22 protein-coding genes and 1 tRNA gene are annotated in these 22,516 nt (G+C 64.5%); 11 read left to right on the forward strand and 12 right to left on the reverse strand.

Annotated features, from left to right (window positions below; translation table 11 throughout):
- Nucleotides 1-160 precede the first annotated feature (160 nt).
- Nucleotides 161-1,009 (forward strand): acetyl-CoA carboxylase, carboxyltransferase subunit beta, encoded by an 849-nt coding sequence (gene accD, locus A9995_RS07775; RefSeq protein ID WP_067611094.1) that lies wholly within the window; start codon nt 161-163, stop codon nt 1,007-1,009.
- 24 nt (nt 1,010-1,033) lie between these two features.
- Complete coding sequence (locus A9995_RS07780; RefSeq protein WP_067611097.1) at nt 1,034-2,335, forward strand: folylpolyglutamate synthase/dihydrofolate synthase family protein; 1,302 nt, start codon at nt 1,034-1,036, stop codon at nt 2,333-2,335.
- Here the strand turns inward: A9995_RS07780 and A9995_RS07785 are convergent.
- On the reverse strand, nt 2,332-4,062 hold the full coding sequence (locus tag A9995_RS07785) for an MFS transporter (RefSeq protein ID WP_067611100.1): 1,731 nt from the start codon (nt 4,060-4,062) through the stop codon (nt 2,332-2,334). The genes A9995_RS07780 and A9995_RS07785 overlap by 4 nt on opposite strands.
- Before the next feature lie 71 nt (nt 4,063-4,133).
- Between A9995_RS07785 and A9995_RS07790 the strand changes: the two genes are divergently transcribed.
- The 3 genes from A9995_RS07790 to rsmD are packed head-to-tail and all read left to right on the forward strand — an operon-like array spanning nt 4,134 to nt 6,643.
- Nucleotides 4,134-5,306, forward strand: coding sequence for an aromatic ring-hydroxylating dioxygenase subunit alpha (locus A9995_RS07790; RefSeq protein WP_067611103.1), 1,173 nt, complete (start codon nt 4,134-4,136; stop codon nt 5,304-5,306).
- Between the two features lie 18 nt (nt 5,307-5,324).
- On the forward strand, nt 5,325-6,101 hold the full coding sequence (locus A9995_RS07795; RefSeq protein WP_067611106.1) for a pseudouridine synthase: 777 nt from the start codon (nt 5,325-5,327) through the stop codon (nt 6,099-6,101).
- A complete protein-coding gene (gene rsmD / locus A9995_RS07800; protein WP_067611109.1) occupies nt 6,098-6,643 on the forward strand; it encodes a 16S rRNA (guanine(966)-N(2))-methyltransferase RsmD in 546 nt (181 codons plus the stop codon). Before A9995_RS07795 ends, rsmD begins: the two co-directional genes overlap by 4 nt.
- 1 nt (nt 6,644) lies before the next feature.
- Here the strand turns inward: rsmD and A9995_RS07805 are convergent, their stop codons facing one another.
- Together A9995_RS07805 and A9995_RS16625 are read right to left on the reverse strand one after the other, a co-directional pair.
- A complete protein-coding gene (locus tag A9995_RS07805; protein WP_067611112.1) occupies nt 6,645-7,043 on the reverse strand; it encodes a GFA family protein in 399 nt (132 codons plus the stop codon).
- 109 nt (nt 7,044-7,152) lie between these two features.
- A complete protein-coding gene (locus A9995_RS16625; RefSeq protein ID WP_199797235.1) occupies nt 7,153-7,749 on the reverse strand; it encodes a hypothetical protein in 597 nt (198 codons plus the stop codon).
- A gap of 108 nt (nt 7,750-7,857) precedes the next feature.
- On the opposite strand from A9995_RS16625, the gene A9995_RS07815 reads away from it, so the two are divergent.
- Nucleotides 7,858-10,167, forward strand: coding sequence for an ATP-dependent helicase (locus tag A9995_RS07815; RefSeq protein WP_067611770.1), 2,310 nt, complete (start codon nt 7,858-7,860; stop codon nt 10,165-10,167).
- Nucleotides 10,168-10,195: 28 nt separating this feature from the next.
- On the opposite strand, the gene A9995_RS07820 is transcribed toward A9995_RS07815, so the two are convergent.
- Complete coding sequence (locus A9995_RS07820; RefSeq protein ID WP_067611115.1) at nt 10,196-11,713, reverse strand: DEAD/DEAH box helicase; 1,518 nt, start codon at nt 11,711-11,713, stop codon at nt 10,196-10,198.
- A gap of 134 nt (nt 11,714-11,847) precedes the next feature.
- Nucleotides 11,848-12,435 carry a hypothetical protein gene (locus A9995_RS07825; RefSeq protein WP_067611118.1) on the reverse strand — a complete coding sequence of 196 codons (588 nt, stop codon included), beginning with the start codon at nt 12,433-12,435 and terminating at the stop codon, nt 11,848-11,850.
- A 153-nt stretch (nt 12,436-12,588) separates the two neighbouring features.
- Between A9995_RS07825 and A9995_RS07830 the strand changes: the two genes are divergently transcribed.
- Entirely contained in the window at nt 12,589-14,061 is a 1,473-nt protein-coding gene (locus tag A9995_RS07830) for an FAD-binding oxidoreductase (RefSeq protein WP_233998134.1), read from the forward strand.
- Between the two features lie 77 nt (nt 14,062-14,138).
- Complete coding sequence (locus A9995_RS07835) at nt 14,139-14,933, forward strand: SapC family protein (RefSeq protein WP_067611124.1); 795 nt, start codon at nt 14,139-14,141, stop codon at nt 14,931-14,933.
- A gap of 252 nt (nt 14,934-15,185) precedes the next feature.
- On the opposite strand, the gene A9995_RS07840 is transcribed toward A9995_RS07835, so the two are convergent.
- Entirely contained in the window at nt 15,186-16,142 is a 957-nt protein-coding gene (locus A9995_RS07840; protein ID WP_067611127.1) for an N-formylglutamate amidohydrolase, read from the reverse strand.
- Nucleotides 16,143-16,266: 124 nt separating this feature from the next.
- Here A9995_RS07840 and cpdR point away from each other — a divergent pair, with 124 nt between their 5' ends.
- Nucleotides 16,267-16,656, forward strand: coding sequence for a cell cycle two-component system response regulator CpdR (gene cpdR, locus A9995_RS07845; protein ID WP_067611773.1), 390 nt, complete (start codon nt 16,267-16,269; stop codon nt 16,654-16,656).
- 122 nt (nt 16,657-16,778) lie between these two features.
- Nucleotides 16,779-16,853 (forward strand) — tRNA-Val (locus A9995_RS07850).
- 161 nt (nt 16,854-17,014) lie between these two features.
- On the opposite strand, the gene A9995_RS07855 is transcribed toward A9995_RS07850, so the two are convergent.
- From A9995_RS07855 to A9995_RS16630, 6 genes are all read right to left on the reverse strand, one after another.
- Entirely contained in the window at nt 17,015-17,365 is a 351-nt protein-coding gene (locus tag A9995_RS07855) for a response regulator (protein WP_067611130.1), read from the reverse strand.
- Nucleotides 17,362-19,416, reverse strand: coding sequence for an HWE histidine kinase domain-containing protein (locus A9995_RS07860; protein ID WP_168157361.1), 2,055 nt, complete (start codon nt 19,414-19,416; stop codon nt 17,362-17,364). The genes A9995_RS07855 and A9995_RS07860 overlap by 4 nt, the downstream gene beginning before the upstream one ends.
- A 284-nt stretch (nt 19,417-19,700) precedes the next feature.
- A complete protein-coding gene (locus A9995_RS07865; RefSeq protein ID WP_067611136.1) occupies nt 19,701-19,952 on the reverse strand; it encodes a hypothetical protein in 252 nt (83 codons plus the stop codon).
- A 47-nt stretch (nt 19,953-19,999) separates the two neighbouring features.
- Nucleotides 20,000-20,803 carry a DUF1499 domain-containing protein gene (locus A9995_RS07870; protein WP_067611139.1) on the reverse strand — a complete coding sequence of 268 codons (804 nt, stop codon included), beginning with the start codon at nt 20,801-20,803 and terminating at the stop codon, nt 20,000-20,002.
- Nucleotides 20,803-21,261 carry a preQ(1) synthase gene (gene queF, locus A9995_RS07875; protein WP_067611142.1) on the reverse strand — a complete coding sequence of 153 codons (459 nt, stop codon included), beginning with the start codon at nt 21,259-21,261 and terminating at the stop codon, nt 20,803-20,805. Before queF ends, A9995_RS07870 begins: the two co-directional genes overlap by 1 nt.
- Nucleotides 21,262-21,516: 255 nt before the next feature.
- On the reverse strand, nt 21,517-21,723 hold the full coding sequence (locus A9995_RS16630) for a hypothetical protein (protein ID WP_145916864.1): 207 nt from the start codon (nt 21,721-21,723) through the stop codon (nt 21,517-21,519).
- On the opposite strand from A9995_RS16630, the gene A9995_RS07880 reads away from it, so the two are divergent.
- Nucleotides 21,722-22,486, forward strand: a complete 765-nt coding sequence (locus A9995_RS07880; RefSeq protein ID WP_067611145.1) for a hypothetical protein — start codon at nt 21,722-21,724, stop codon at nt 22,484-22,486. The genes A9995_RS16630 and A9995_RS07880 overlap by 2 nt on opposite strands.
- Nucleotides 22,487-22,516: the final 30 nt, after the last annotated feature.

Genomic DNA, 22,516 nt, shown 5'->3' on the forward strand with positions numbered 1-22,516 from the left:
GTCAGAACGCGCGGCAATCCATGGGCCGGCATTGCCAATGTCGCGAGAGTCGCGAGGGCGCTCCATGGATTGCCGCGTCGCCTCGCTCCTCGCAATGACGAACGGGGTTAGCAACGACCAGTCTTGGCGGTTTCGGGTGAGCGCTCTATAGGCTTGCGCCATGAACTGGTTCAACCGCGTCCGCAATTCGCTCGCCTTCCTCCCCAAGCGCGAGACCGACAAGGATCTCTGGGTCAAATGCCCGGGATGTCAGCAGATGGTCTTCGCGCAGGAATATGCCGAGAACCTCTCGGTCTGCCCGCGCTGCGAGCACCATGGCCGGATCGGCGCCGACGAGCGGCTGCGGCAATTGCTCGACGCCGGCTTCGATGTCCTGCCCCAGCCCGAGGTCCGCGAGGATCCGCTCAAGTTTCGCGACACCAAGAAATACACCGACCGCCTCAAGCAGGCGCGTGCCAAGAACCCGCATCGCGATGCCTTCACCGTGGGTTCCGGCACGATCGAGGAGCGCCCGGCGGTGGTCGGGGTGCAGGATTTCGGGTTCATGGGCGGCAGCATGGGCATGGCGGTGGGCACCGCCTTTTGCCAGGGCGCCGAGCGCGCAATGACCCGGCGCTGCCCCTATATCGTCGTCACCGCAGCGGGCGGCGCGCGGATGCAGGAGGGCATTCTCAGCCTAATGCAGATGCCCAAGGCCACCGTGATGACCCGCCGGCTCAAGGAAGCGGGCCTTCCCTATATCGTCGTGCTGACCGACCCCACCACCGGCGGCGTCACCGCGAGCTACGCGATGCTGGGCGACATTCAGATCGCCGAGCCGGGCGCGCTGATTGGCTTCGCCGGCCAGCGGGTGATCCAGGACACGATCCGCGAGCAACTCCCCGAAGGTTTTCAGCGCGCCGAATATCTCCACAAGCACGGCATGGTCGACATGGTCGTCGACCGCCATGATCTCAAAGACATGCTGGCGACGGTGCTCGACTATCTGCAGCCCAAGGTTGCAGCGTAACCGGCACCTCCGCGAGATGAGGTCGTGAAGGACTTCGCCACCTCCGCCGACCCCGCCGTCCAGGCACAGCTCGATCGGTTGGCGGCGCTCAGCGTGCCCGACGGGCGGCTCGGGCTCGAGACGATTCGCGCCCTGCTCGCGAGGCTGGGCGATCCGCACAAGCGCCTGCCGCCGGTGCTCCATGTCGCCGGGACCAATGGCAAGGGCAGCACCTGCGCCTTCCTGCGCGCCATGCTCGAGGCCGACGGCCAGCGCGTCCACATGACCACCAGCCCGCATCTGGTGCGCTACAACGAACGCATCCGGGTGGCCGGGTCGCTGATCTCGGACGAACGGCTGGCCGCGCTGCTCGAAGAGGTGCTCGATGCCGGGCGCGATCTGGGGCCCAGCTTTTTCGAGGTCACCATTGCCGCCGCTTTCATGGAATTCGCGCGGGTTCCGGCGGATGTCTGCATAATCGAGGTGGGTCTCGGCGGGCGGTTCGATGCGACCAATGTGATCGAAAACCCTTTCGTTAGCGGGATCGCAGCGCTGGGTATCGATCACGAACGCTTCCTGCTCGCCCCCGAGGCCGGCGTGCCGCAGATCCCGCTCGCCCGCATCGCTTTCGAGAAGGCAGGGATCGTCAAGCCGGGGGGCTCGCTGGTGACCCTGTCCTATCCGCCCGAGGCGCAAGCCGAGATCGAACGCGCGGCAATGGCTGCCGGTTCGCCGCTAGCGATGCGTGGCCGCGACTGGCATTCCAGCACCACCGGCATCGGCCTGCACTATGCCGACCGCGACGGCGAACTGGTCCTGCCGCTGCCGACGCTTCCCGGCCCGCATCAGGCCGAGAACGCCGCGCTGGCGGTGGCGATGCTACGCCATCAGGATTTCGTCACCGTGTCGCGCGATGCCATGGCCGAGGGGATTCGCACCGCCAACTGGCCGGCGCGGTTGCAGCGCCTTGCGCCCGGCACCTTGCGCGGATCGGCAGCCGGGGATCGACCGATCTGGCTCGATGGCGGCCACAACCCCAGCGCGGGCGAAGCGCTGGGGCGGCATTTCGCGGGCGAACGGCTGCACCTGATCGTCGGGATGCTAGATGCCAAGGACCCGCGCGCGCTCACCGGGCCGCTGGCGGGATCGATTGCCAGCCTGACCGTGGTTCCCGTACCGGGCCACGACTGCCATCCCGCGAGTGCGTTCGGGCCCGAGGCGCGACCGGCAGCGGACATACCCGCCGCCCTCGCCGCCCTGCCGGACGACGGCCTGCCGGTGCTGGTCTCGGGCTCGCTCTATCTCGCCGGCGAAGTGCTGCGGCTCAACGGAACGCTGCCCGACTAGGCGCCCGTCGCCACCTTGCCCGCGATGTCCGGCGCCACGACGCCCGAGGCCCGCCCGGCGCGGTTCTCGCGGATCCATTCGAGGATACACAGCACCACCGCCACCATGCCGATCAGCATGGTGAAGATGAAGACGTCGTAATAGCCGCGCTCCTCGATCATCTGGCCAAGTGCACCGCGCCCCAGCGTGCCGACCAGCAGCGTGAGCGAAGCGAGCAGCGCATATTGCACCGCCGAATAGCCCTTGGCGACAATCGACGAGAGCCAGGCAATATACGCCGCGCCCGCGATACCGATCGCCAGGTTTTCGCCGCCGATAGTGATCATCAGCCGCGCCAGCCGCTCGCTCCCGCCGGGGAACTGCATCACCGCCCAGGTGAAGCCGGTGAAATCGCTGACCGCCTGCATGTTCGCACCGCCCAGCGCCAAATCGGCATAGAGCAGGTTCGTGGCCGCAGCGAGGAATGCGCCCAGCGTCAGCGTGAACATCCGACCGAACGCGGTAATCATCCAGCCGCCCAGCGCCAGCCCAAGCAGGATCGCGCCGACACCGAAGAATTTCGACGCCACCGCAACCTCGTCGAGCGTGTATTCCAGCTCACCCAAGTAGAACGGGTAGGCGAAGGTGCCCCAGATGGCATCGGTGATGCGATAGGTGAGCACCAGCGCGAACACGAGCACCAGCGACCAGCCCATCCGGCCGACGAATTCGACCAGAGGCAGCAGCAAGGCGCGATAGAGCTGGTCGAGGACCAACCCGTCCGATTTCTTGGCAACGCGTCCTTCCTGGATAACGTGCTTCCCATCGCGGTTGAGCTTGACCAGCCAGGCGGCGATGAAGGCGGGGACGATGATCGTAGCGGCGATAATCAGTGGTCCGTAGGTCGCAGTGAACAGGGTCGGGTCGGGCCGGTCTTCGGGCAGCGCGGTGAGCGAGCGGACCATGAAGATCAGCACCGTGACGATCGCCCAGCCCCATAACAGTCCGACTGCAAGCAACGCCCAATTGCGCACCCGTGGCTCGATCTCGCCGATTTCGTACAGCTCGGCAGTCTTTTCCTCGTTCATCAGCGTCGCCGCCGCCTTGTCGACATCGGCGTCTGGGGCGAACAGACCGGCGACACCGATCCCGAGCATGACGATCCCCATGATGACATAAGTCTGTGGCCAGCCAATCCGCTCCGCGATGATCAGCCCCAGCGCCCCGCCCACCAGCGCGGCTAGGCGAAAGCCCATCTGCGTAACGGTGGAAAGGATGTCGATCGTCGCCTCGTCATCCGCGATATCGATGCGCCAGGCATTGATGACAATATCCTGCGTCGCACTGGCGAAGGCGCCGATCCCGGCCAGGAGGCTGAACCAGCCGAGCTGGCTTTTGGGGTCAAGCAGCGACAGCGTGACGAGGATGATCCCGAGCAGCAATTGCATCGGTGCGATCCACTGCTTGCGCTTGCCGAGGCGGCGCAGGCCGGGAATGTCGAGCCGGTCGACCAGCGGCGACCACAGGAACTGGAAGGCGTAAGCCAGACCGATCAACGAAAAGACACCCATTGTCTCCAGATCGACCTCGGCCTCGCTCAGCCAGGCGTAGAGCGTGCCGAGGAACAGCGCGAAAGGCAGGCCGCTGGCGAAGCCGAACAGCGCCATATAACCCGTCTTGCGGTTCCTCAGAGCAAGTTTCAGGACGCTCCAGCTCGAAGGCTTCACTGGTTCGGCAGCTTCGGCCATTCGTCTGGGTCCTTTCGATTTATTGAATTTTTTGCGACACTAGGTGGATTGCAGGAAAAGGAACAGAACGCATGGGCGTTCCCAGCACGCTAGCCCCCCACCACCGTCCCACCGAAGGCCAACTCGCGCTGGCACGCGAAGTTGCCGCTGGCGGCAGGGCGCCGGAGCAGCCGGTAACGCGCGTGCCCGCGAGCGTCTACACCGATCCGGCGCATTTCGCGCGCGAGAAGGCCGCGCTCTACGAGCGGATGCCGCAGATTCTGTGCCCCAGCGCGCTGCTGCCCGACCCGGGCATGGCGCTGCCGCACGATGCCACCGGGCGCCCGTTGCTGATCACCCGCGACGCGCAGGGTGCGGTGCACGTCTTCCTGAACGTCTGCCGCCATCGCGGCACAAGGCTGGTCGAGGGCGACGCAGTGCGCTGCGCCAAAAAGCTCGTCTGCCCCTATCACGCATGGACCTATTCGGTGGATGGCCGCCTGCTCGCCCTCCCTCGCCCCGACACCTTTCCCGGGCTCGACAAGGATTCGCACGGGCTGGTCGAGCTGCCGAGCTGCGAGAGTGGCGGACTGATCTGGTTCGCCCCGGTCGAGGGCGCGGACTTCAGCCACGTTCGCCAAATCGGCGAGGATATGGATGCTTTCGGCACCGCGGATCACGTGCTGTTCCGGCGCAGGACCCACTCGGTCAAGGCGAACTGGAAGCTCATCATGGACGCCTTCCTCGAGAGCTATCACGTCACCCGCCTCCACGCCGCAACCATCGGCCCGTACTTTAAGGACGGCGTCACCTCGGGCGATCTGATCGGCCCGCATCATCGGGCAGCAGTCGGTCGGCTCGAGGAGATGGACCGTGTCGACCTCACCGACATGGCCGCGCTGCGCCGGGTGGTGACCTTCGCCTATCAGCTGGTGCCCGGTGCTCTGATCATCCCCAGCCCCGACTATCTCAACATAATGGTGATGATGCCGCAGGCGCATGACCTAACGCTGGTCGAGGATTTCATGCTTATCCCCGAGGAGCCTGCCCCCGGAAAACTTGGCGACAAGGCCCGCGACCATTGGGAGCGCAGCTGGGCGCTGCTCGACGGCGGGGTGTTCGCAGGCGAGGATTTCCGCGCTGCCGAGCTCGGGCAGCAGGGGCTGGAGACCGGCGCGGTGCCCGAATTGACGCTCGGTTCGCTCGAAGGCGGGATCGCGCGCTATCACGAGACGGTCGCGGAAGCCTTGCGCGCCGCCGAGTGACCGCGTAGCGGCGCGCAGATGGCCGAAAGACTGCCCGAAGCCGGTGACCGGATCGCCAAGCTGCTCGCGCGCGCCGGCGTGGCGAGCCGCCGTGAGATCGAGCGTATGATTGCCGATGGTCGGGTCGCGATCGAGGGCAAGGTCCTCGACACCCCCGCGGTCAAGCTGCTCAATTTGCGCGGCGTGACTGTGGACGGCAAACCGGTCGGCAGGGCCGAGGAAGCCAGGCTCTACGCCTTTCACAAGCCCTCGGGCCTGATTACCGCCGAACGCGACCCCGCCGGACGTCCGACGATCTACGACGCGCTGCGCAACGCGCTGCCCAAGGGCACACCGCGGCTGATGCCGGTGGGCCGGCTCGATTTCACCACCGAAGGCCTGCTGCTGCTCACCAATGACGGCGAGCTCAAGCGGGCGATGGAGCTGCCCTCGTCCGGCATCCCGCGCACCTATCGCGCGCGCGCATTCGGCGATATCACCCAGGCGCAGCTCGACGACCTCTCGCACGGGGTCGAGATCGACGGCATGCGCTATGGCAGCATCGAAGCCGATCTCGAGCGCGGTTCGGGTCGCAACCGCTGGATCGTCCTGACGCTGACCGAGGGCAAGAACCGCGAAGTGCGCAACGTGCTCGAACATCTCGGGCTCGAGGTGAGCCGCCTGCTGCGCACCGGCTATGGCCCCTTCGATCTCGCCGATCTGCCGCGCGGGCAGGCGGTCCAGATCCGCCACGCGGATGTGGAACGCTTCATGGGCACCTTGCCCAAGCCCAAGAAACCAAAGCCGCAGGCATGAGAATCGTCGCGGGCGCCTGGCGCGGGCGCAAGTTGGTCTCTCCCAAGGGCGAAACCACGCGTCCGACCGCAGACCGGACACGTGAAACGCTGTTCAACATGCTGACCAGCCGGCTCGGGAGCTTCGAGGGGCTGTCGGTCGCCGATCTGTTCGCGGGTTCGGGCGCTCTCGGGATGGAAGCGCTGTCACGCGGTGCGGCGCATTGCCTGTTCGTCGAGCAGGAGCCCGAAGCGCTCAAGGCGATCCGCACCAACATCGCGGCCTTCGATGCGCGCAGCCGAACCAGTGTGCAGGCGGGCTCGGTGATGGCGCTCGGCGCCGCGCGTTCGGCTCACGACCTTATCCTGCTCGATCCGCCCTATGGCACCGGCGCGGGCCAGGTCGCGCTCGACCGGATGATGCGCTACGGCTGGTTCGACGCCTCGAGCTGGATCGTGCTCGAGACCGGCGCCGACGAAATCGTGGCGATCAAGCAACTCGAGATCGAGGCGGAACGCCGCGTCGGCAAGGCCAAGCTGACCTTCCTGCGGCTCGCCAGCTAGCTCACTGTTGCGGCGGAAAGCGCTCGAATTTGGGCAGGCGATGCGCTTCAGCCATCCACGAAAGCCGCTCTGCAGTCTGAATATGCGCCTGCGCCGGGAGCTCATTCGGTTCGTCGAGCGTGGCGGACTGCACATCGACCAGCCCGGGAAGCATTTCGGCATTGGTGTAGAACAGACCCGTCCCGCACTGGATGCAAAAATGTCGCCGTGCGTGCTCGGACGAGGCGTAGGTCGATGGCTCGCCAGAGAGCGCAAGTTGCTCCTGCGCCATCATCGCCCAGCCGACCATCGCTGCGCCCGCGGTCCGGCGGCAGTCCACACAGTGGCATAGCGAATGGTTGAGCGGCTCGCCGGAAATTTCATAGCGAATCGCGCCGCAATGGCATCCCCCGGTCAGCACGATCGACCCTCCTCGATGGTTCAGCCGCAGGTATGCACATGCGCAGGGCAATAGAAAAGGGCGGCACCGCATGCGCGGTGCCGCCCTTTTTCTTACGTGTCACGCAAGCTTACATTTCGCTGGCAGGTTGACCCGGCCAATAGTCCAAAGGCCGGGCGACGCCAGGGCCCCGCTTGCCCGCTTCCCATGCGTTGATGCAATTGTCCTGTTCGTTCGCAGAACAGATCGGCACTTCACCGGTGGGGGGGCCTTGATCGCCCGGAGTAGCTTGAACCCGCTCTGTACTCCGGTACTGGATATTCCCCGACATGGCGGTTGCCGCTCGTGGTGCCGTGGTGGTTCGAGCGCTCGAAGCGGCCTGGGTGGCCGGCATCGTGGTCGCGCCGGTCATTTGGTTCATGATTGCGGTCCAGGCGGCAGCGCGCTGCTGCGGCGCCAGCCCCTCAATCTGCACACGCTGCTCGTCGGTGAGTACCCACCAGCCGCGCGTCTGGTCTTCGTTCAAAGTCCAGTAGTATTCCTGAACGTTGATTGGCCAACGCGTGTAGGCGATCCGCTGATCGTCTTCCCAGCTCATGAACATCTGCTGCTGGGCCGGGCTCATATTGTATGCTCCGGCATCCATGTCCTGAGCCATATCTTGGGCCATCGCAGGAGCGGCAGAGAATGCCAGCGCAGCCGCGCCGGCGAGAATGAGATTACGCATAGGACTGTCTCCAAATCTGTTACTGTCCCATTCTCTACGCTGAACAAGTGCAAGGGTTCCGTGGCTCTTGCTTCCGTGGCGGCCGTTCCCTACCTGTTCGCCCAGATCATGACTTCGCACGAAACCTCTCCGCCGCCCGCCAGCCCCGGCGCGCTGCCCGCCTATGCGCAAAATCTCAATGGGCCGCAGAAGGATGCGGTGCTGACCACCGAAGGCCCGGTGCTGATGCTGGCGGGCGCCGGGACCGGCAAGACCGCCGCGCTGACGGCGCGGCTGGCGCATCTGATCGCCACAAGGCGCGCCTGGCCGAGCGAGATTCTCTGCGTCACCTTCACCAACAAGGCCGCGCGCGAGATGCGCGAACGGGTCGGCAGGCACATCGGCGATGCGGTCGAGGGGATGCCGTGGCTGGGCACCTTCCACTCGATCGGCGCCAAGATGCTGCGCCGCCATGCCGAACTGGTCGGATTGCAGAGCAATTACACCATCATCGATACCGACGATCAGCTGCGGCTGCTCAAGCAGCTGATCCGCGAGGCCGAACTCGACGAAAAACGCTGGCCGCCGCGCCAGCTCGCCAGCCTGCTCGATCGCTGGAAAAACCGCGGGCTCAACCCCGGCGATCTCGATGCGGTCGAGAACGAGACCTATGCCAACGGTCGCGGGAAGGAGTTCTACGCGCTCTATCAGGCGCGGTTGAAGACGCTCAACGCCTGCGATTTCGGCGACCTGCTGCTGCACATGCTCAACATATTGCGCCGCCACCGCGATGTGCTTGAGCAGTATCAGCGGCGCTTCAAATACATCCTGGTCGACGAATATCAGGACACCAATCAGGTCCAGTATCTGTGGCTCCGTTTGCTGGCGCAGCAGCGCCGCAACATCTGCGTGGTGGGCGACGACGACCAGTCGATCTATTCGTGGCGCGGCGCCGAGGTCGCGAACATCCTCAAGTTCGAGAAGGATTTCCCCGGCGCGGCGGTGATCAAGCTGGAGCAGAACTATCGCTCCACACCGCAGATCCTTGCCGCCGCATCCGGGTTGATCGATGCCAACAGCCAGCGGCTGGGCAAGACGCTATGGACCGATTTGCCTCCAGGCGACAAGATCAAAGCCATCGGGGTCTGGGACGGGCCCGAGGAAGCCCGGCGGCTGGGCGAGGATATCGAACGCCTCGAACGCGAGGGCGCCTCGCTCGACGAAGTGGCGATCCTGGTCCGCGCGCAATACCAGACCCGCGAGATCGAGGACCGTTTCATCCAGATCGGCCTCGGCTACCGCATCATCGGTGGGTTCCGCTTCTACGAACGCGCCGAAATTCGCGACGCTCTCGCCTATCTCCGCGTGATCGAGCAACCGGCGGACGATCTCGCCTTCGAGCGTATCTACAACCAGCCCAAACGCGGGCTTGGAGCGAAGACGCTCGAAGCCATGCGGCGCCACGCGAAACGCACGGGCATGCCGCTCGCCGCCGCCTCGATCGACCTGTGCGACAGCGATGAGCTTCCCGCCCGCGCCCGCAATTCCCTCAAGGGCATGCTCCAGCAGTTCCTGCTGTGGCGTGAGGGCGCGCACAAGGAGTCCTCGGCCAATCTGCTGCGCCGGGTCGTGACCGAGAGCGGTTACGAGGACATGCTGCAGAAGGATCGCGGCCCGGAAAGCGCGGGGCGGCTGGAGAACCTCTCGGAGCTTGCTCGGGCGATGGAGGATTACGACACGCTCACCGATTTCCTCGAGCATGTGAGCCTCGTGATGGAAAACGACAGGCGCGACCAGGGCGAAAAGGTGACCATCATGACGATGCACGCCGCCAAGGGCCTCGAGTTCGATCATGTCTTCCTGCCCGGCTGGGAGGAAGGCGTCTTCCCGAGCCAGCGCTCGCTCGACGAAGGCGGTCTCGCCAGCCTCGAGGAAGAGCGCCGGCTGGCCTATGTCGCGATCACCCGCGCCAAGCGCCGCTGCACCATCCTCCACGCCGCCAACCGGCGGATCTACGGGCAGTGGACCAGTTCGATCCCCAGCCGCTTCATCGAGGAATTGCCCGCCGAGCATGTCGAGCAGGAAACCACTCTCGCGGGCGGGGCCTCGCTATGGCGCGCCAACTGGAGCGAGCAGGAGGATCCCTTCGCCCATGTCTCGACCGCCCGCCCCGACAAATCGGCGACGCGCGGGCCCGGCTGGCAGCGGGCCTTGGCGACGGGCTATGACGGCAAGCCGGTCAGGATCGCGGAGAGCAAGCGCAGCGCCGCCAGCTTCGCCGCCAAACCACGCAGCGACATCGCCATCGGCGCGCGCGTCTTCCACGACAAATTCGGTTACGGGAACGTGGCCGGTCAGGACGGCAACAAGCTTGAGATCGCGTTCGAGAAGGCAGGCACCAAGCGGGTGCTCGACAGCTTCGTCAAGCTGGCCGAGTAACAGGGCTAGCGGTCAGCGCGGCTGGCGCTCAGCGGAAACCCACACCGAGGAAATCGGGACGAGGGCCGTTCCATTCGCCGTCGGCGGCCGGTTCGTCCTTGCGCTCGCGGGATGCCGGCTTTGCGGCTACCTTGGGCTCATCCCTGGGCGCGCGCGGGGCACGTTCGCGCCGCGGCTTGGCGGGACGTTCCTTGCGGGGCTCGACCTGCGCGGCGATCGGCTCTGGCTCGTTTTCAGACGGAGCTTCCTGCGGAGCTTCCTGACGGGGAGCCTCGGCTCCGGCGCGCGGCTTGCGCGCCCGCCGCGGCTTTTCCCCGGCAGGCTTGTCGTCGGCAGGCTTGTCTTCGGCTGCGGTCTTCGCAGCAGGCTTGTCGGCCGCCGGCTTCTCGCCGGTCTGCTTGGGCGCGCTGCCCTTGAGTGCGACCCGGACGTCGTCCTTGCCGAACACCGGGATCTTGTGACCGGTCAGTTTCTCGACATTGTCGATCGCCTCGGCGTCATCGTCGGTGACGAAGGTGAAGGCCCGTCCCTTGGCACCCGCCCGCCCGGTGCGACCGATACGGTGGACGTAATCGTCGGGATGCCACGGCGTGTCGTAGTTGAAGATGTGGCTGACACCCTTGATGTCGAGCCCGCGTGCCGCGACATCGCTGGCGACGAGGATGTTGATATCGCCCGACTTGAACCGGTCGAGTTCCTGAATCCGGGTCGACTGGTCGATATCGCCGTGGATTTCGCCACTGGAGAAACCTTCGCGCTGCAGATGCTTGTTGAGCTCGCGCACCGTGGTCTTGCGGTTGGAAAACACGATCGCGGTTTCGACATGATCGTTGCGGAGCAGCCATTCCAGCGTCTCGCGCTTCTTGCGCGCCGACACCTGGATCTTGAAGGCGGTGATGTCCTTGTTGGTGGACGCCGCGCGACTGACCTCGATCCGCTTGGGATTGTTCATGAATTTCTTCGAGAGCTTCTCGATCGGCGGCGGCATTGTGGCCGAGAACAGCATCGTCTGGCGCTGCTCGGGCAGCTTGGAACAGATGAACTCGATATCGGGAATGAACCCCATGTCGAGCATCCGATCGGCCTCGTCGATGACCAGCAATTCGCAGCCGTTGAGCAGGATCTTGCCGCGCTCGAACAGGTCCATCAATCGGCCCGGAGTCGCGATCAGCACATCCACGCCCTCGTTGAGGGCCTTGATCTGGTCGCCCATCTGCACGCCGCCGATCAGCAGCGCGAGCTTGAGATCGTGGTTCTTGCCGTATTTCTCGAAATTCTCAGCAACCTGCGCCGCGAGTTCGCGCGTGGGTGCGAGAATCAGCGAACGCGGCATCAGCGCCCGGCGCCGACCGCTCGCCATGATGTCGATCATCGGCAGGACGAAGCTGGCGGTCTTGCCGGTGCCGGTCTGAGCGATACCGACGATGTCCTTCATCATCAGGATCGGCGGAATCGCTTGGGCCTGGATGTCGGTGGGTACGGTATAGCCAGCGGATTCCACCGCTTTCAGCAAGGTCGGGGAGAGGCCGAGGTCGGCAAAGGTCATGCGGTTTCGCGGAGTCCGATAATGGTCAGGAGTATTGTGCGCCGAGGCTACAAATGCAGCGCAAGCGCCGCGCCCATCGCCGGAAAGCGCGCCAAAGTCAAGAATTCACGGTGTGGGCCGATGGCAAATCGTGGCTATTCGATTACTCTGACCAATTGGCTCAGCCGCGCCACTTCGCACTTCGCGCCGCTGCGGGCGTGCAACTGGTCGCGATCGACGCAAAGCTGCCCGTCCCGGCTGTTTTCCATGTAGAAGCCCGAATAGAAGTCCCGAGCCGAACAAGCTTTTTCCAGCGTGGCGGAAATCAGCCGCCGGTCGCGCAGGAACAGCAGCAGACGATTGCTGCCTTCGGCATGGACGCCGGCGATGCTCTGCACCGGCAGGCAATCGCCGATGGGGCGTTCCAGATAGCGCGGCTGCGAACCGCGCGGTGCCAGGCTGGTCACCAGATTCTCGCGCACCGGACCGGGCCGCGGGGCGATCCGGACGGTCACCCGCCGTTCGATCCGCACCTGTTCGAAAACCGGGGGCTGCTGCGGCGCAAGAAAAGGCAGATAGGCGGCGGGCAGCAGGCGTATCGCCCGGCCCTGCGAGAGGCTCGTCAAAGCTGCCTCTTCGGTCAGACGCACGCGCTGATCCTCCAGCGCATCCGGATGAAACGGAGCGCTCGCGACGGGAAACACCAGCCCGAAAGACGCGAGGATGACGGCAAGCGAATTCATTGCGTAATCGGACTATGCTCCCTGACCACGCCGGTTGCGGCGCGGTCGATGAAACCCGCTGCTGGCCTTCCCTGCTTGAATAGCGGCTTAATCCCTCACTGGCCTTTGACAAGTGCGGGGACAAATGGTGGCGGGCAAACCCGCGGATGTGGCATGAGAGCCACCATGGCTGCCGAACCCGAAGCGAATCGCCCCTTTCTTGCTGCCATCGCCGAGCTGCTGGGCGAACGCGGCTTCACCCGCGATCCCGAACTGGTGGAGCCGTGGCTGACCGACTGGCGCGGCCGCTACACGGGTGCCGCCATCGGCCTTGCGTCTCCGCGCAACACTGGAGAGGTGAGCGCGCTGGTGAAATTGTGCGCCGCGCATCGGGTGCCGATCGTCGCGCAGGGCGGCAACAGCGGCATGTCGGGCGGCGCGACGCCAGACCGAAGCGGCGGTGCCCTGCTGCTGAGCCTTCGGCGGATGGATGCCATCCGCACATTCGACACCGCTGGTAGGGAGATCGTCTGCGAGGCGGGCGTCATCCTCCAGGACCTGCACGACGCCGCCGCGGCGGAGCGCCTGCGGTTTCCACTGACGCTGGGCGGCAAGGGCTCGGCGACGATCGGAGGTCTGGTATCCACCAATGCCGGCGGGACTCAGGTGCTGCGCCATGGCACGATGCGCGCGCAAGTTCTGGGGCTGGAAGCCGTGCTCGCCGATGGCAGCATTTTCGATTCGCTGACCCCGCTCAAAAAGGACAATCGCGGTTTCGATCTCAAACAATTGCTGATCGGTTCCGAAGGGACGCTGGGGATCGTGACCGCGGCCAGTCTGCGGCTGCTGCCCGAGACCGGCGGCCGGCTGGTTATCTGGGCCGGACTGTCGTCGATTGCCCAGGCGCGACAATTGCTGCTTCTCGCTCAGAAAGAAGCGGGTGAGTTTCTGGAGGGCTTCGAAGTGATCCCCGCCCATTCGCTCGCCGCGGTGCTCGATCATTTGCCCGACGCTCGCGCGCCGCTGCAGGGCGAGCATGCCTGGCATGCGCTGATCGAGCTGGTTGCCGAAGCCGGTGAGGCCGAGCGCTTGCAACCGCTGGCGGAAAGCGTGCTCGATCAGGCGCTCGGTCTCGGATCGATCGAGGACGCCACCATCGCCGCCAGCGAAACCCAGGCCGAAGCGTTCTGGCTCTTGCGCGATTCGATATCGCCGGCCGAACGCGCGATCGGCCCGGCGATGCAGCACGATATCTCGGTGCCGGTGGCGAGCATGGCCGACTTCGTCGCAGCAACCATCCCACAGGTCGAAGCGCGCTTTCCTGGCACCAGCGCGATCGCCTTCGGCCATCTCGGCGACGGCAATGTGCATTATCACGTCCTCGCCCCACCCGGTGCCGTGCGCGGCGAGTGGGAACGTGATCAGGGCCAGGCGATCAGCGGTTTCGTCCACGACCTCGTCACCCGATGGGGTGGATCGATCAGCGCCGAGCACGGGATCGGCCAGGTCAAGGTAGAAGAGCTGGAGCGGCTGGGCGATCCGGTGGCGCTCGCGATGATGCGTGCGGTCAAGCAAGCGCTCGACCCCCACGGCCTCCTCAATCCGGGCAAGCTGGTCCGGGTTGCACGCGCGAACGGCAACGCCTAAAGCGCCCTATTTCCACGCGTCTCCCGGATCCGTCCGGGAGACGCAAACGACATTCCAGCTCGATCCGGAGACGCTTCATGGCCAGCGCGCCGCAGCCCAGCCTGCCCCTGTTCTACAACGACCTCATGCCGCTCAACAGCCGCGACCACGAGAAATGGCGCACGCGCTCGCTCGACAGCGCGGACTTCATGAAGAAGGCGCACGCGATCCCGCTGACGGTGGACGAATTCGTCCAGGCTCAGCGCAATTATCCGATCGTGTTCTCATCCGGCGACAATCCGCTGCCGCTGGCGCTGATGGGCATGAACGAGGGCGTGAACACCTTCGTCGACGACAAGGGCAAGATCAACGAGCCGGTCTATCTGCCAGCCTATATCCGCCGCTATCCCTTCATGCTCGCCAAGCTCCAGCAGGACAAGGACGAGCTCTCGCTCTGCTTCGACCCGACCAGCGAGGCCATCGGCGAGTTCGAGGAAGGCGAAGCGCTGTTCAACGACGAAGGCCAGGCCTCGGACAACACCAAGCGGATCCTCGAATTCTGCGAGCAGTTCGAGCAGTCGGGCCAGCGCACCAAGGCGTTCATCGACGAGCTCAAGAAGCACGATTTGTTGATGGATGGCGAGATTTCGATCCAGCAGCAGGACAATCCGGACAAGCCCTACATCTATCGCGGCTTCCAGATGGTCAATCAGGAGAAGCTGCTCGAAGTTCGCGGCGACCAGCTGCGCACCTGGAACCAGAACGGGCTCCTGCTGCTGATCCATGCCCATATCTTCTCGCTCGACCTGATGCGCACGATCTTCTCGCGCCAGGTGCAGCAGGGTACGGCTCCGGCTGCCGCTTCGGCACCCGCCCCGCAGAGCGTCAACTAGGCGAGGCTTCGCCCCGCCCGACACCGGCCCTGGAACGGATGCGACAGGACGGTGCGGGCGTGCGCTGATCGGGCGTCGACTCCCCCGTGCCGACCACTTGAAACGGGCGGGTAGCACAGCCATCTTGCAGGGAGCCGGGCGGCATCCCCCCTCATAGCTTGCCCGGCCGGGTGCATTGATATGCACCCCCTCCCTGAACCTTTGCCACCTCGTGCATTCTTGCGCGAGGTGGTTTTTTCTTGGGCGCAGCCCCTACTCTGCGGCGTGACGCATCCTGCCGTCCGCTCCGAGCGCGGCGGTTTCGGTCGCCAGCGCCCGCACCAGCCCGGACAGCAGCCGCACCATCCCCGGAAACCGCGGACCGGCGTCGCGCAATTCGGCTTCGAGATAGGCGGTGCGGCAGACCTCCAGTTGCAGCGCGTGGATCCCGCGGCGGGGCGAGCCGTGGCGTTCGAGGACATAGCCTCCCGCATAGGGCCGGTTGTGCGCCACCCGCCGCTCCGCCGCTGAAAGGTGCCGCAGCGCAGTGGCCGCAAGCAAGTCGCTGCAGGATGACCCGAAGCGATCGCCGATCACGAATTCGGCCGGTCGATCCTGCCCGCTGCGCGGTTTGAGCGGCGGCATCGAATGCAGATCGAGCAACAGCACCGCGCCCCATTGGTCGCGAACCTGCTCGAGCACACCGCCCAAGGCAGCGTGATAGGGCCGATGGATGCTTTCGATCCGCTCGGTCAACGCCGCTGGCGTCAGCGCGTCGCGCCAGATCTCGCCCAGCCCGGGAAGGCGCCGTGGAACCAGCCCCAACCCGTTGCGCGACCGGCGATTGGCCGAACTCGCCAGGCGGTTGGCGCGGGGTGCACCCTCGCCCTGCACCATCGACCAGTCGATATCGTCGGGGGCACGGTTGAGGTCGAGCAGCGCACGCGGTGCATGCGCCACCAGCAGCGCCGCCCCGCTGGCCGCGGCCACCTCGCGCGCCAGCCGGTCGACCAGACGGTCCTCCAGCCGCAGCTGCGACCATTCGGGCTCGCGCATCGTGGCCTCGATACCGGGTGGATAATGGCGTCCGCCATGCGGCGCCGCGATCACGATCGGCAGCGTCAGCCGCTCGGGAACGTGCAGGGTGAAGGCGGGGTCCTGCGTGCCGGGGATGCATCCGCCTTCGGAAGTGCCGGAGACCGGCCAGGCGATGATCCTCGATGATGCCATACCCGGTTGCTGGACGGATCACGGGCGCAAGTCAAAACCATTCCCCGCGGCAGACCTGCCCCAGCGGTGGACAGGTGCAAATCCTCCAAGGCTTTTTTAAGGTGGATGGCCTATGGCATTCGGCATGACAGATTTTCATCGCGCCCAAATCCTTCTCGCCGAAGACGACGATGCCATGCGGTCCTATCTGGTGCGCGCGCTGGAGAAAGCCGGCTTCGCAGTCGATGCGGTCGACCGCGGTACCGCGGCACTGCCGCTGCTCCATTCGAAGCACTACGACCTGCTGCTGTCCGACATCGTCATGCCCGAAATGGACGGGATCGAGCTGGCGCAGCGCTGCAACGAGATCAGCGCGGATACGAAGGTGATGTTCATCACCGGCTTCGCCGCGGTGACGCTCAAGGCCAGCCGCGAACAGCCGCTGGCCAAGGTGCTGTCCAAGCCCTTCCACCTCAAGGATCTGGTGCTCGAGGTCGAGCGCGTGCTCGAAGACCGGATCTCGGCGATCCTCTAGCCGGACCTCTGCGGGCAAAGCTTCGAATTCACGCGAATGACCTCTTGCGTGTGCAAGGACCTCTCGCTAAACGGCCCGCCTGTCGCAGCACCCTTACAGGGCTGCGATATATTCGATATCGTGGGCGTATAGCTCAGTGGTAGAGCACTGTGTTGACATCGCAGGGGCCGGGAGTTCAACTCTCTCTACGCCCACCATTCGAAAACCCCGCAAATCGCTGGATTTGCGGGGTTTTTCTTTGTCGGAAAAGCAGGCTGGCGCAGCAGGGCGGCAAGCGCTCTCGCTTTCAACCGCGGGCCGCGATTGCTCGGTGAAGCCGAGGAGATGCGGCGTCGGGCTTGGCCGAATTGGATTTCAATCAGAGAAAAGCTTCCAGCGCAGCATTGAGCTGGGCTTGATCGTAGGGCTTGGTCAAAGTTGATACACCCCTGAATGCCTCGGGATGCTCGGCCTCGCCATATCCGGTCGCGAACACAAACGGCACACCCCGACTGACCAGAGCTTCTGCCACGCCGTAGCTTCGGTCACCCCTGATGTTGACATCCAGAACCGCAGCGCCCGGAGTGAACTTTTCGAGACATCGATACGCTTCGTCCAAGGTCGTGGCCACGTGCACCGGATCGAAGCCCAGATCGATCAGCATATCTTCCACCGCGAAGGCGACGATCGGTTCGTCCTCGAGGACGAGCGCGGAGGTGCGTTCAATCATTTTGGTTGCGGCAGCGGTGCGTCGATGACGCACCGCACTCCTGACGGCTCGTAATTGAGGGTAACGTCGCCCTGCAATTCCGACGCCAGCGCTCTTTCTATCATACGCGATCCAAAGCCTCTTTTGGGTGGAGCTGTTACTGCGGGGCCTCCAGCCTCCGTCCATTCCAGGTGCAAATGCGATCGGCCCTTTGTCTCGGCAATGCTCCATCGCACCGTTACGGTGCCGGATTCGTTTGAAAGCGCACCGTATTTGATCGCGTTGGTGCACAGCTCATGTATCGCCATCGCCCATGTAACTGCCGTTTGCGGAGGCAGGACGACATCCGGTCCTTCTGCGACGATGCGGCTGGCGGTCTCGCCAGCAGCCGCAGTGACTGCATCATGGATGGTTTCCGAGAGAAGAGCCGCCTCCCAGTTCTGGCGCGTCAGCAAACTGTGCGCCGCGGCCAGCGCGTTCAGCCGAGCTCCAAAGGATGCCTTTGCATCCTCGGTCGGAAGGTCCGTTTTGAAGGATTGCTGTGCCAATCCCTGCACGATCGCCAGGGTGTTTTTCACCCGATGGTTGAGCTCGTTGATAAGCAGGACCTGCCGCGCCTCGAACTTCTTCCTTTGAGCGATTTCCATCTCGGCTTCGCGGTATAGCTGAGCATTGTCGAAGGCACTGGCGGCCTGGGAGGCAATACCGAGGATCAACTCCTCATGAGCCTCCGAGAACATGGCGGGCTCTTCATGACCGAAGAACAGTTCGCCGATCACTTCGCCCGACCGGGACTTTACCGGCACCGAGAGATAGCTCCTTACCGGTAGATCATGCTCGGGAATACCGAATGGGGGATCGGTGTTGCCGTAGCGGGGGTCGCTGGTGATATCCGCGGAGCGAACGAGGCCGGAGCTCTCGGCATCGGGATTGAAGACGTCGGTTTCGCGCGGAGGCCCAAATTTGTCGAACTGGGAGCGCTCTGCACCCGAGAGGTGATAGAGGGTAAGCTTCTCTCCCTCGGCATCCTTGGTATTGTAGAAAAAGGCTCCGACCTGAGCGCCCGTAAGCGCCACCCCGGCATCGGTCACGTGGCGTACAACCTTATCGAGGTCGAGTTCGGACGAGAGTTCCGTGCCCGTCCGGTTCAGGATGGCGAGTGTGCGGGCATGGGATTCGAGGCGCGCCTCAACTGTCCGCTGCTCCGTGACATCGTAGCCTTCGGCGAAAATGCCGGTAACCTTTCCGTCGGCGTCCTTAACAGGCTGATAGATAAAATCGACGTAGGCCTGCTCGATCGGCCCATCCGTCGTTCTCTGCAGTCGGACCGGTTGCTGCCGACCGATATAGGGCTGGCCGCTTTGGTAAACCGTGTCGAGCAGTTCGTAGAAGCCTTGATCCACAAGCTCGGGAAGCGCCTCCCGGATTGTCAGCCCGATCACCGGCCGGTCTCCGATCAATCGCTGATATGCCTTGTTGACGAATTCGAAGGTATGTTCCGGCTCCGAAAGCATCGCCATAAAGCCCGGCGCCTGCTCGAAGAGGTTCTCGAGCCGCGCCCGTTCGGCCTTGATGCTACGGATCGCGAGCACCTTCTCGGTGGTCTCGGTACAGGCGCAAAAAAGGCCACATATCTCGCCGCTCTCGCCTCTCACGGGAGAATACGAAAATGTGAACCAGGTTGCCTCGTCATAGCCGTGCCGGTTCATCGTAAGCGGCAAATCTTCGAGCCACGACGCCCGCCCTTGCAGAGCACTTTCGACCAAGGGGGTTAGATCATCCCAGATTTCATTCCAGACTTCCTCGAACGGTCGTCCCAGCGCCCGGGGGTGCTTCTCACCCAGGATTGCCGCGTAAGCATCGTTGTAGAGCAGGCTGAGTTCTTCGCCCCAAGCGACGAACATGGGAAAGCGCGAATTCACCATCAGAGAGACGACCGATTGGAGAGAGGCCGCCCATTTCACCGGCGATCCGAGCGCGGTACTGCTCTGATCGAGTTCCCGCATCATTTGCGCCATCGTTCCACCATCCGCAAGAAAGTCCAGTGGATCAGTGGGTGATTTGGCACTCATTAATGGGACCATTCAATAGGTTGCCTAGGGGCGGAGGCCAAGCTCTCGGCACGTCCGTTGTCGAATGGGATCCTTCTAACTCCAACTCACGATCGAATTCAATCTCTGACCCTTGATGAGATCATCCCGGGATGAGGGATATCCCGCCGCCTCTGGCGACCGCGCAAAGCTCGGCTTCACTGCAAAAGACGATACCGAATGCGAAGAGGGCGTCTGAGCAAACGCAGCGATCTGTCGGTGAGGGCTGAGGCAATCTCGCTTGCCGAGACGGGGTGCGACAGCGTTCAGGACGCTCCGAAGTCCAGCCCGCTCCGCCTGGCGCAAAATCGGTACATACCGCCATAATAGGCATAGACCCGTTCGCCACACTGACGGGTGAACTCGGGCTCCGCGCCACGCTTGTAAGAAGGCGCCCCGTTGAGCCTGTCCTTGTCGATCTCGACCAGATAGCCGCCCTCACCGGTATCGTAGTCGTGAGCGCGCCATGGCAGCGGATAAAGGTCTTCGCCGATCCCGAGCACAGCACCAAAGCTCATGACTGCATTGACCGTTGAGAACTGCCCGGGCCGGGCCGGGCCGGCGATTAATTCCCCAGCCGCTTCCTTATCGCGTCCGACAGTTTGCGGAGACGCTCGGCGTTGTAGCCAAGATCCGACAAGCCGACCCGGCTGGCCGAGCGCATGTCGATCCGCCCGTCGCGGATCCGCACGATCACATCGTCGCGAAAGCCATAGGCGAAGGTTTCAGCCACGCCTTCGACGGTTCCGGCGGCGGGATCGCGGCGGATGTCCTGCAGGCCGATGTCGGCCATCGCGGCAACCGCGGCGTCGAGCGCCTGTTCCTGGCTGACCTGCCCGGTCGCGATCGGCTGCAGATCGCCGTAGTTCTCGGCGATCACATCGGCATGCGTCTTGATGGCAAGGTTAGGGTCTACCCTGTCCTGCCACATTTCGAGTCGGCCGAGCGGGGTCGAATAATCGTTGAGCGCATTGGCGCCCCATTCCTCGCGCATCGCCAGCGTCTGCGCCGAAAATTGCGGCGGGTCGTATACGTCGGTCGCCACATCGTGGATCGGCGGGGCGGCATCGCCCTGCGCGCGGACCGACAGCAACCCGGCGAACAGCACAACCGGTATCGCGAGGGCGAGCGCTGCTTTCCACCACACCCCGCGCGGCGTGCGGAAGAACGCCAGCGCCAGCGCGACAAGCGCGACCAATGCCGCGATTCCGAGCAGGATCGGCCCCGCCTGTACGGTCATGAAGCCAAAGCCGGTTTGCCAGCCGATCACGCCGAGCTTGGGCGCGAACACCGCGAACACGAACCAGGCCAGCACCGCCAGCGACAGCCACAACGCGTATTCGGGCAATCTGTGCAGAAAGTTCTTCATCAACCCCTCCCTCGATAGGATGCGACCCCTTGATCGGGGAGCCAGAGTGCTTCGGGCGGAGCAGCGCTCTGCCAGAAGACATCGATCGGTATGCCGCCCCGCGGATACCAATAACCGCCGATCCGCAGCCACTTCGGCTTCATCTCGTCGAACAACCGTTTGCCGATCCCGACGGTCACATCCTCGTGGAAGCCGCAATGGTTGCGGAAACTGCCGAGGAAGAGCTTGAGGCTCTTGGATTCGACAATGGTCTCACCGGGGGCGTAGTCGATCACGAGATGCGCGAAATCGGGCTGACCGGTGACCGGGCACAGCGAGGTGAATTCGGGCACCGCGAAGCGAACGAGATAGAGCTCGCCGGTGCGCGGATTGGGGACATAGTCCAGTTCGGCCGCTTCGGGCGAAGCGGGAAGCGAGCTGTCCTGTCCAAGAAACTTGGGGTTTGGTGTGGTGCCCATGCCGCGCTCCTGCCGCTTCCGACAGATATGCGCAAGGGATCGCTTGGAAGCCTGCGCTTCACAGCCTATTCAGCGCGGCTTCCCGACACGCTCGGTTCCTCCCTACCTAAGCTTGGCAATGACCCGCTTCACATCCAGACTTTCGCTGTTCGCCCTGGCCCTCGCTGTCGGACCGGTGACTGCATCGGCGCAATCGGTGCAGGATTTTCAGCTGCCGCCGAACCCGGCGCCCACGGCCACGCCGACCCCGACCGTTCAGGGCCCGGTCGATAGCGAGAGCGGCGCACCGGTGCGGCCAAGGCCCATCCCCACCCCGGTGCCAACCCCGGTAGCGACCCCGACCCCAAGCCCCGTGCGCAGTCCGGTGGCGACACCGCCCCCTCGCACCCAGCCGCGCCCCCAAGCGACGCAGACCATCACGCTGCCGGCAAACCGTGACGCCCCGGCAGCACCACCGAGCATGGCGACACCCGATGCGAGGCCCGAGGTGCCCGATTTCGAGGCTGACAGCGGCGAAGCCGCGCCGCCCCCCGATACGCCAGCCGTTGCCGCTACGCCAAACCCCGCCCCCGGTGTTGCGACGGTGGAGGAGGAGGGTACGCCGGCATGGTGGTTGTTCACCGGGCTGGGTCTGCTCGCCGTGCTGGCGATCGGAATCGCTTGGTGGCTCCGCCGATCCCGCGCCGTTCCGTTGCGGATCGAACCCCCGGTGGTGCGCAAGGATGGCGGTGCGGCCATTGCCTCGCCCCGCGCTACGCTCACCTTGCGCCCTGAGGCGATCCGGCTGAGCCGCAGCGTGATGGCCGCGACACTGAGCTATCGCCTCACCGTGCTCAACCGTGGAGCCGAGGCGCTGACCAATGTGGTAATCGAGGCAGATCTGGGTTCGGCGAGCGGAGATCGCCCGGTCGAGGAGCAGGTTGCCATGGCAGCGACCGCGCTCGAGCCGCGCCACACCATGCCCCGCCTCTCCCCGGGTCAGTCGGCGCGCTTCGAGGGCCGGGTGCAATTGCAATTGTCCCAAGCGGGAATCCTGCGTCAGGGCAATACCCCGCTGCTGGTGCCGCTGTTGCGGCTGCGCGCCACCGCAGAAGGCATCGATCCGCAGGCGCAGACGGTGGTTGTCGGGCAGCAAGGCACCGGTGGCAGCAGTCGACTCCAGCCGTTCCGGCTCGACGAGGGTCCGCGTGGCTACGAACCGCTGGCGCAACGGGTGCTCGACTAGCGCGCTCGACTAGGAACCCGCGGCCCGCTA

The sequence above is a fragment of the Erythrobacter sp. QSSC1-22B genome, assembly GCF_001678665.1.
Taxonomy (GTDB): domain Bacteria; phylum Pseudomonadota; class Alphaproteobacteria; order Sphingomonadales; family Sphingomonadaceae; genus Qipengyuania.

Coding starts and splice junctions, on each gene's coding strand:
- A9995_RS07785 (WP_067611100.1), bottom strand. CDS start 4,062: ATGGCCGAAGCTGCCGAACCAGTGAAGCCTTCGAGCTGGAGCGTCCTG.
- A9995_RS07820 (WP_067611115.1), bottom strand. CDS start 11,713: ATGACCTTTGCCGACCTCGGCCTCTCCCCGACCTTGCTGAAAGCGGTG.
- A9995_RS16625 (WP_199797235.1), bottom strand. CDS start 7,749: ATGCGTAATCTCATTCTCGCCGGCGCGGCTGCGCTGGCATTCTCTGCC.
- A9995_RS07870 (WP_067611139.1), bottom strand. CDS start 20,803: ATGAAGAACTTTCTGCACAGATTGCCCGAATACGCGTTGTGGCTGTCG.
- A9995_RS07795 (WP_067611106.1), top strand. CDS start 5,325: ATGGCCGAAAGACTGCCCGAAGCCGGTGACCGGATCGCCAAGCTGCTC.
- A9995_RS07855 (WP_067611130.1), bottom strand. CDS start 17,365: ATGATTGAACGCACCTCCGCGCTCGTCCTCGAGGACGAACCGATCGTC.
- A9995_RS16630 (WP_145916864.1), bottom strand. CDS start 21,723: ATGCTCGGTGGTGCTGCCGGGGCGTCACGGTTTGCCGGCAGCGTGATG.
- A9995_RS07790 (WP_067611103.1), top strand. CDS start 4,134: ATGGGCGTTCCCAGCACGCTAGCCCCCCACCACCGTCCCACCGAAGGC.
- A9995_RS07880 (WP_067611145.1), top strand. CDS start 21,722: ATGGCGACACCCGATGCGAGGCCCGAGGTGCCCGATTTCGAGGCTGAC.
- accD (WP_067611094.1), top strand. CDS start 161: ATGAACTGGTTCAACCGCGTCCGCAATTCGCTCGCCTTCCTCCCCAAG.
- A9995_RS07825 (WP_067611118.1), bottom strand. CDS start 12,435: ATGAATTCGCTTGCCGTCATCCTCGCGTCTTTCGGGCTGGTGTTTCCC.
- A9995_RS07840 (WP_067611127.1), bottom strand. CDS start 16,142: ATGGCATCATCGAGGATCATCGCCTGGCCGGTCTCCGGCACTTCCGAA.
- A9995_RS07830 (WP_233998134.1), top strand. CDS start 12,589: ATGAGAGCCACCATGGCTGCCGAACCCGAAGCGAATCGCCCCTTTCTT.
- cpdR (WP_067611773.1), top strand. CDS start 16,267: ATGACAGATTTTCATCGCGCCCAAATCCTTCTCGCCGAAGACGACGAT.
- A9995_RS07865 (WP_067611136.1), bottom strand. CDS start 19,952: ATGAGCTTTGGTGCTGTGCTCGGGATCGGCGAAGACCTTTATCCGCTG.
- A9995_RS07815 (WP_067611770.1), top strand. CDS start 7,858: ATGACTTCGCACGAAACCTCTCCGCCGCCCGCCAGCCCCGGCGCGCTG.
- A9995_RS07860 (WP_168157361.1), bottom strand. CDS start 19,416: ATGAGTGCCAAATCACCCACTGATCCACTGGACTTTCTTGCGGATGGT.
- A9995_RS07835 (WP_067611124.1), top strand. CDS start 14,139: ATGGCCAGCGCGCCGCAGCCCAGCCTGCCCCTGTTCTACAACGACCTC.
- queF (WP_067611142.1), bottom strand. CDS start 21,261: ATGGGCACCACACCAAACCCCAAGTTTCTTGGACAGGACAGCTCGCTT.
- rsmD (WP_067611109.1), top strand. CDS start 6,098: ATGAGAATCGTCGCGGGCGCCTGGCGCGGGCGCAAGTTGGTCTCTCCC.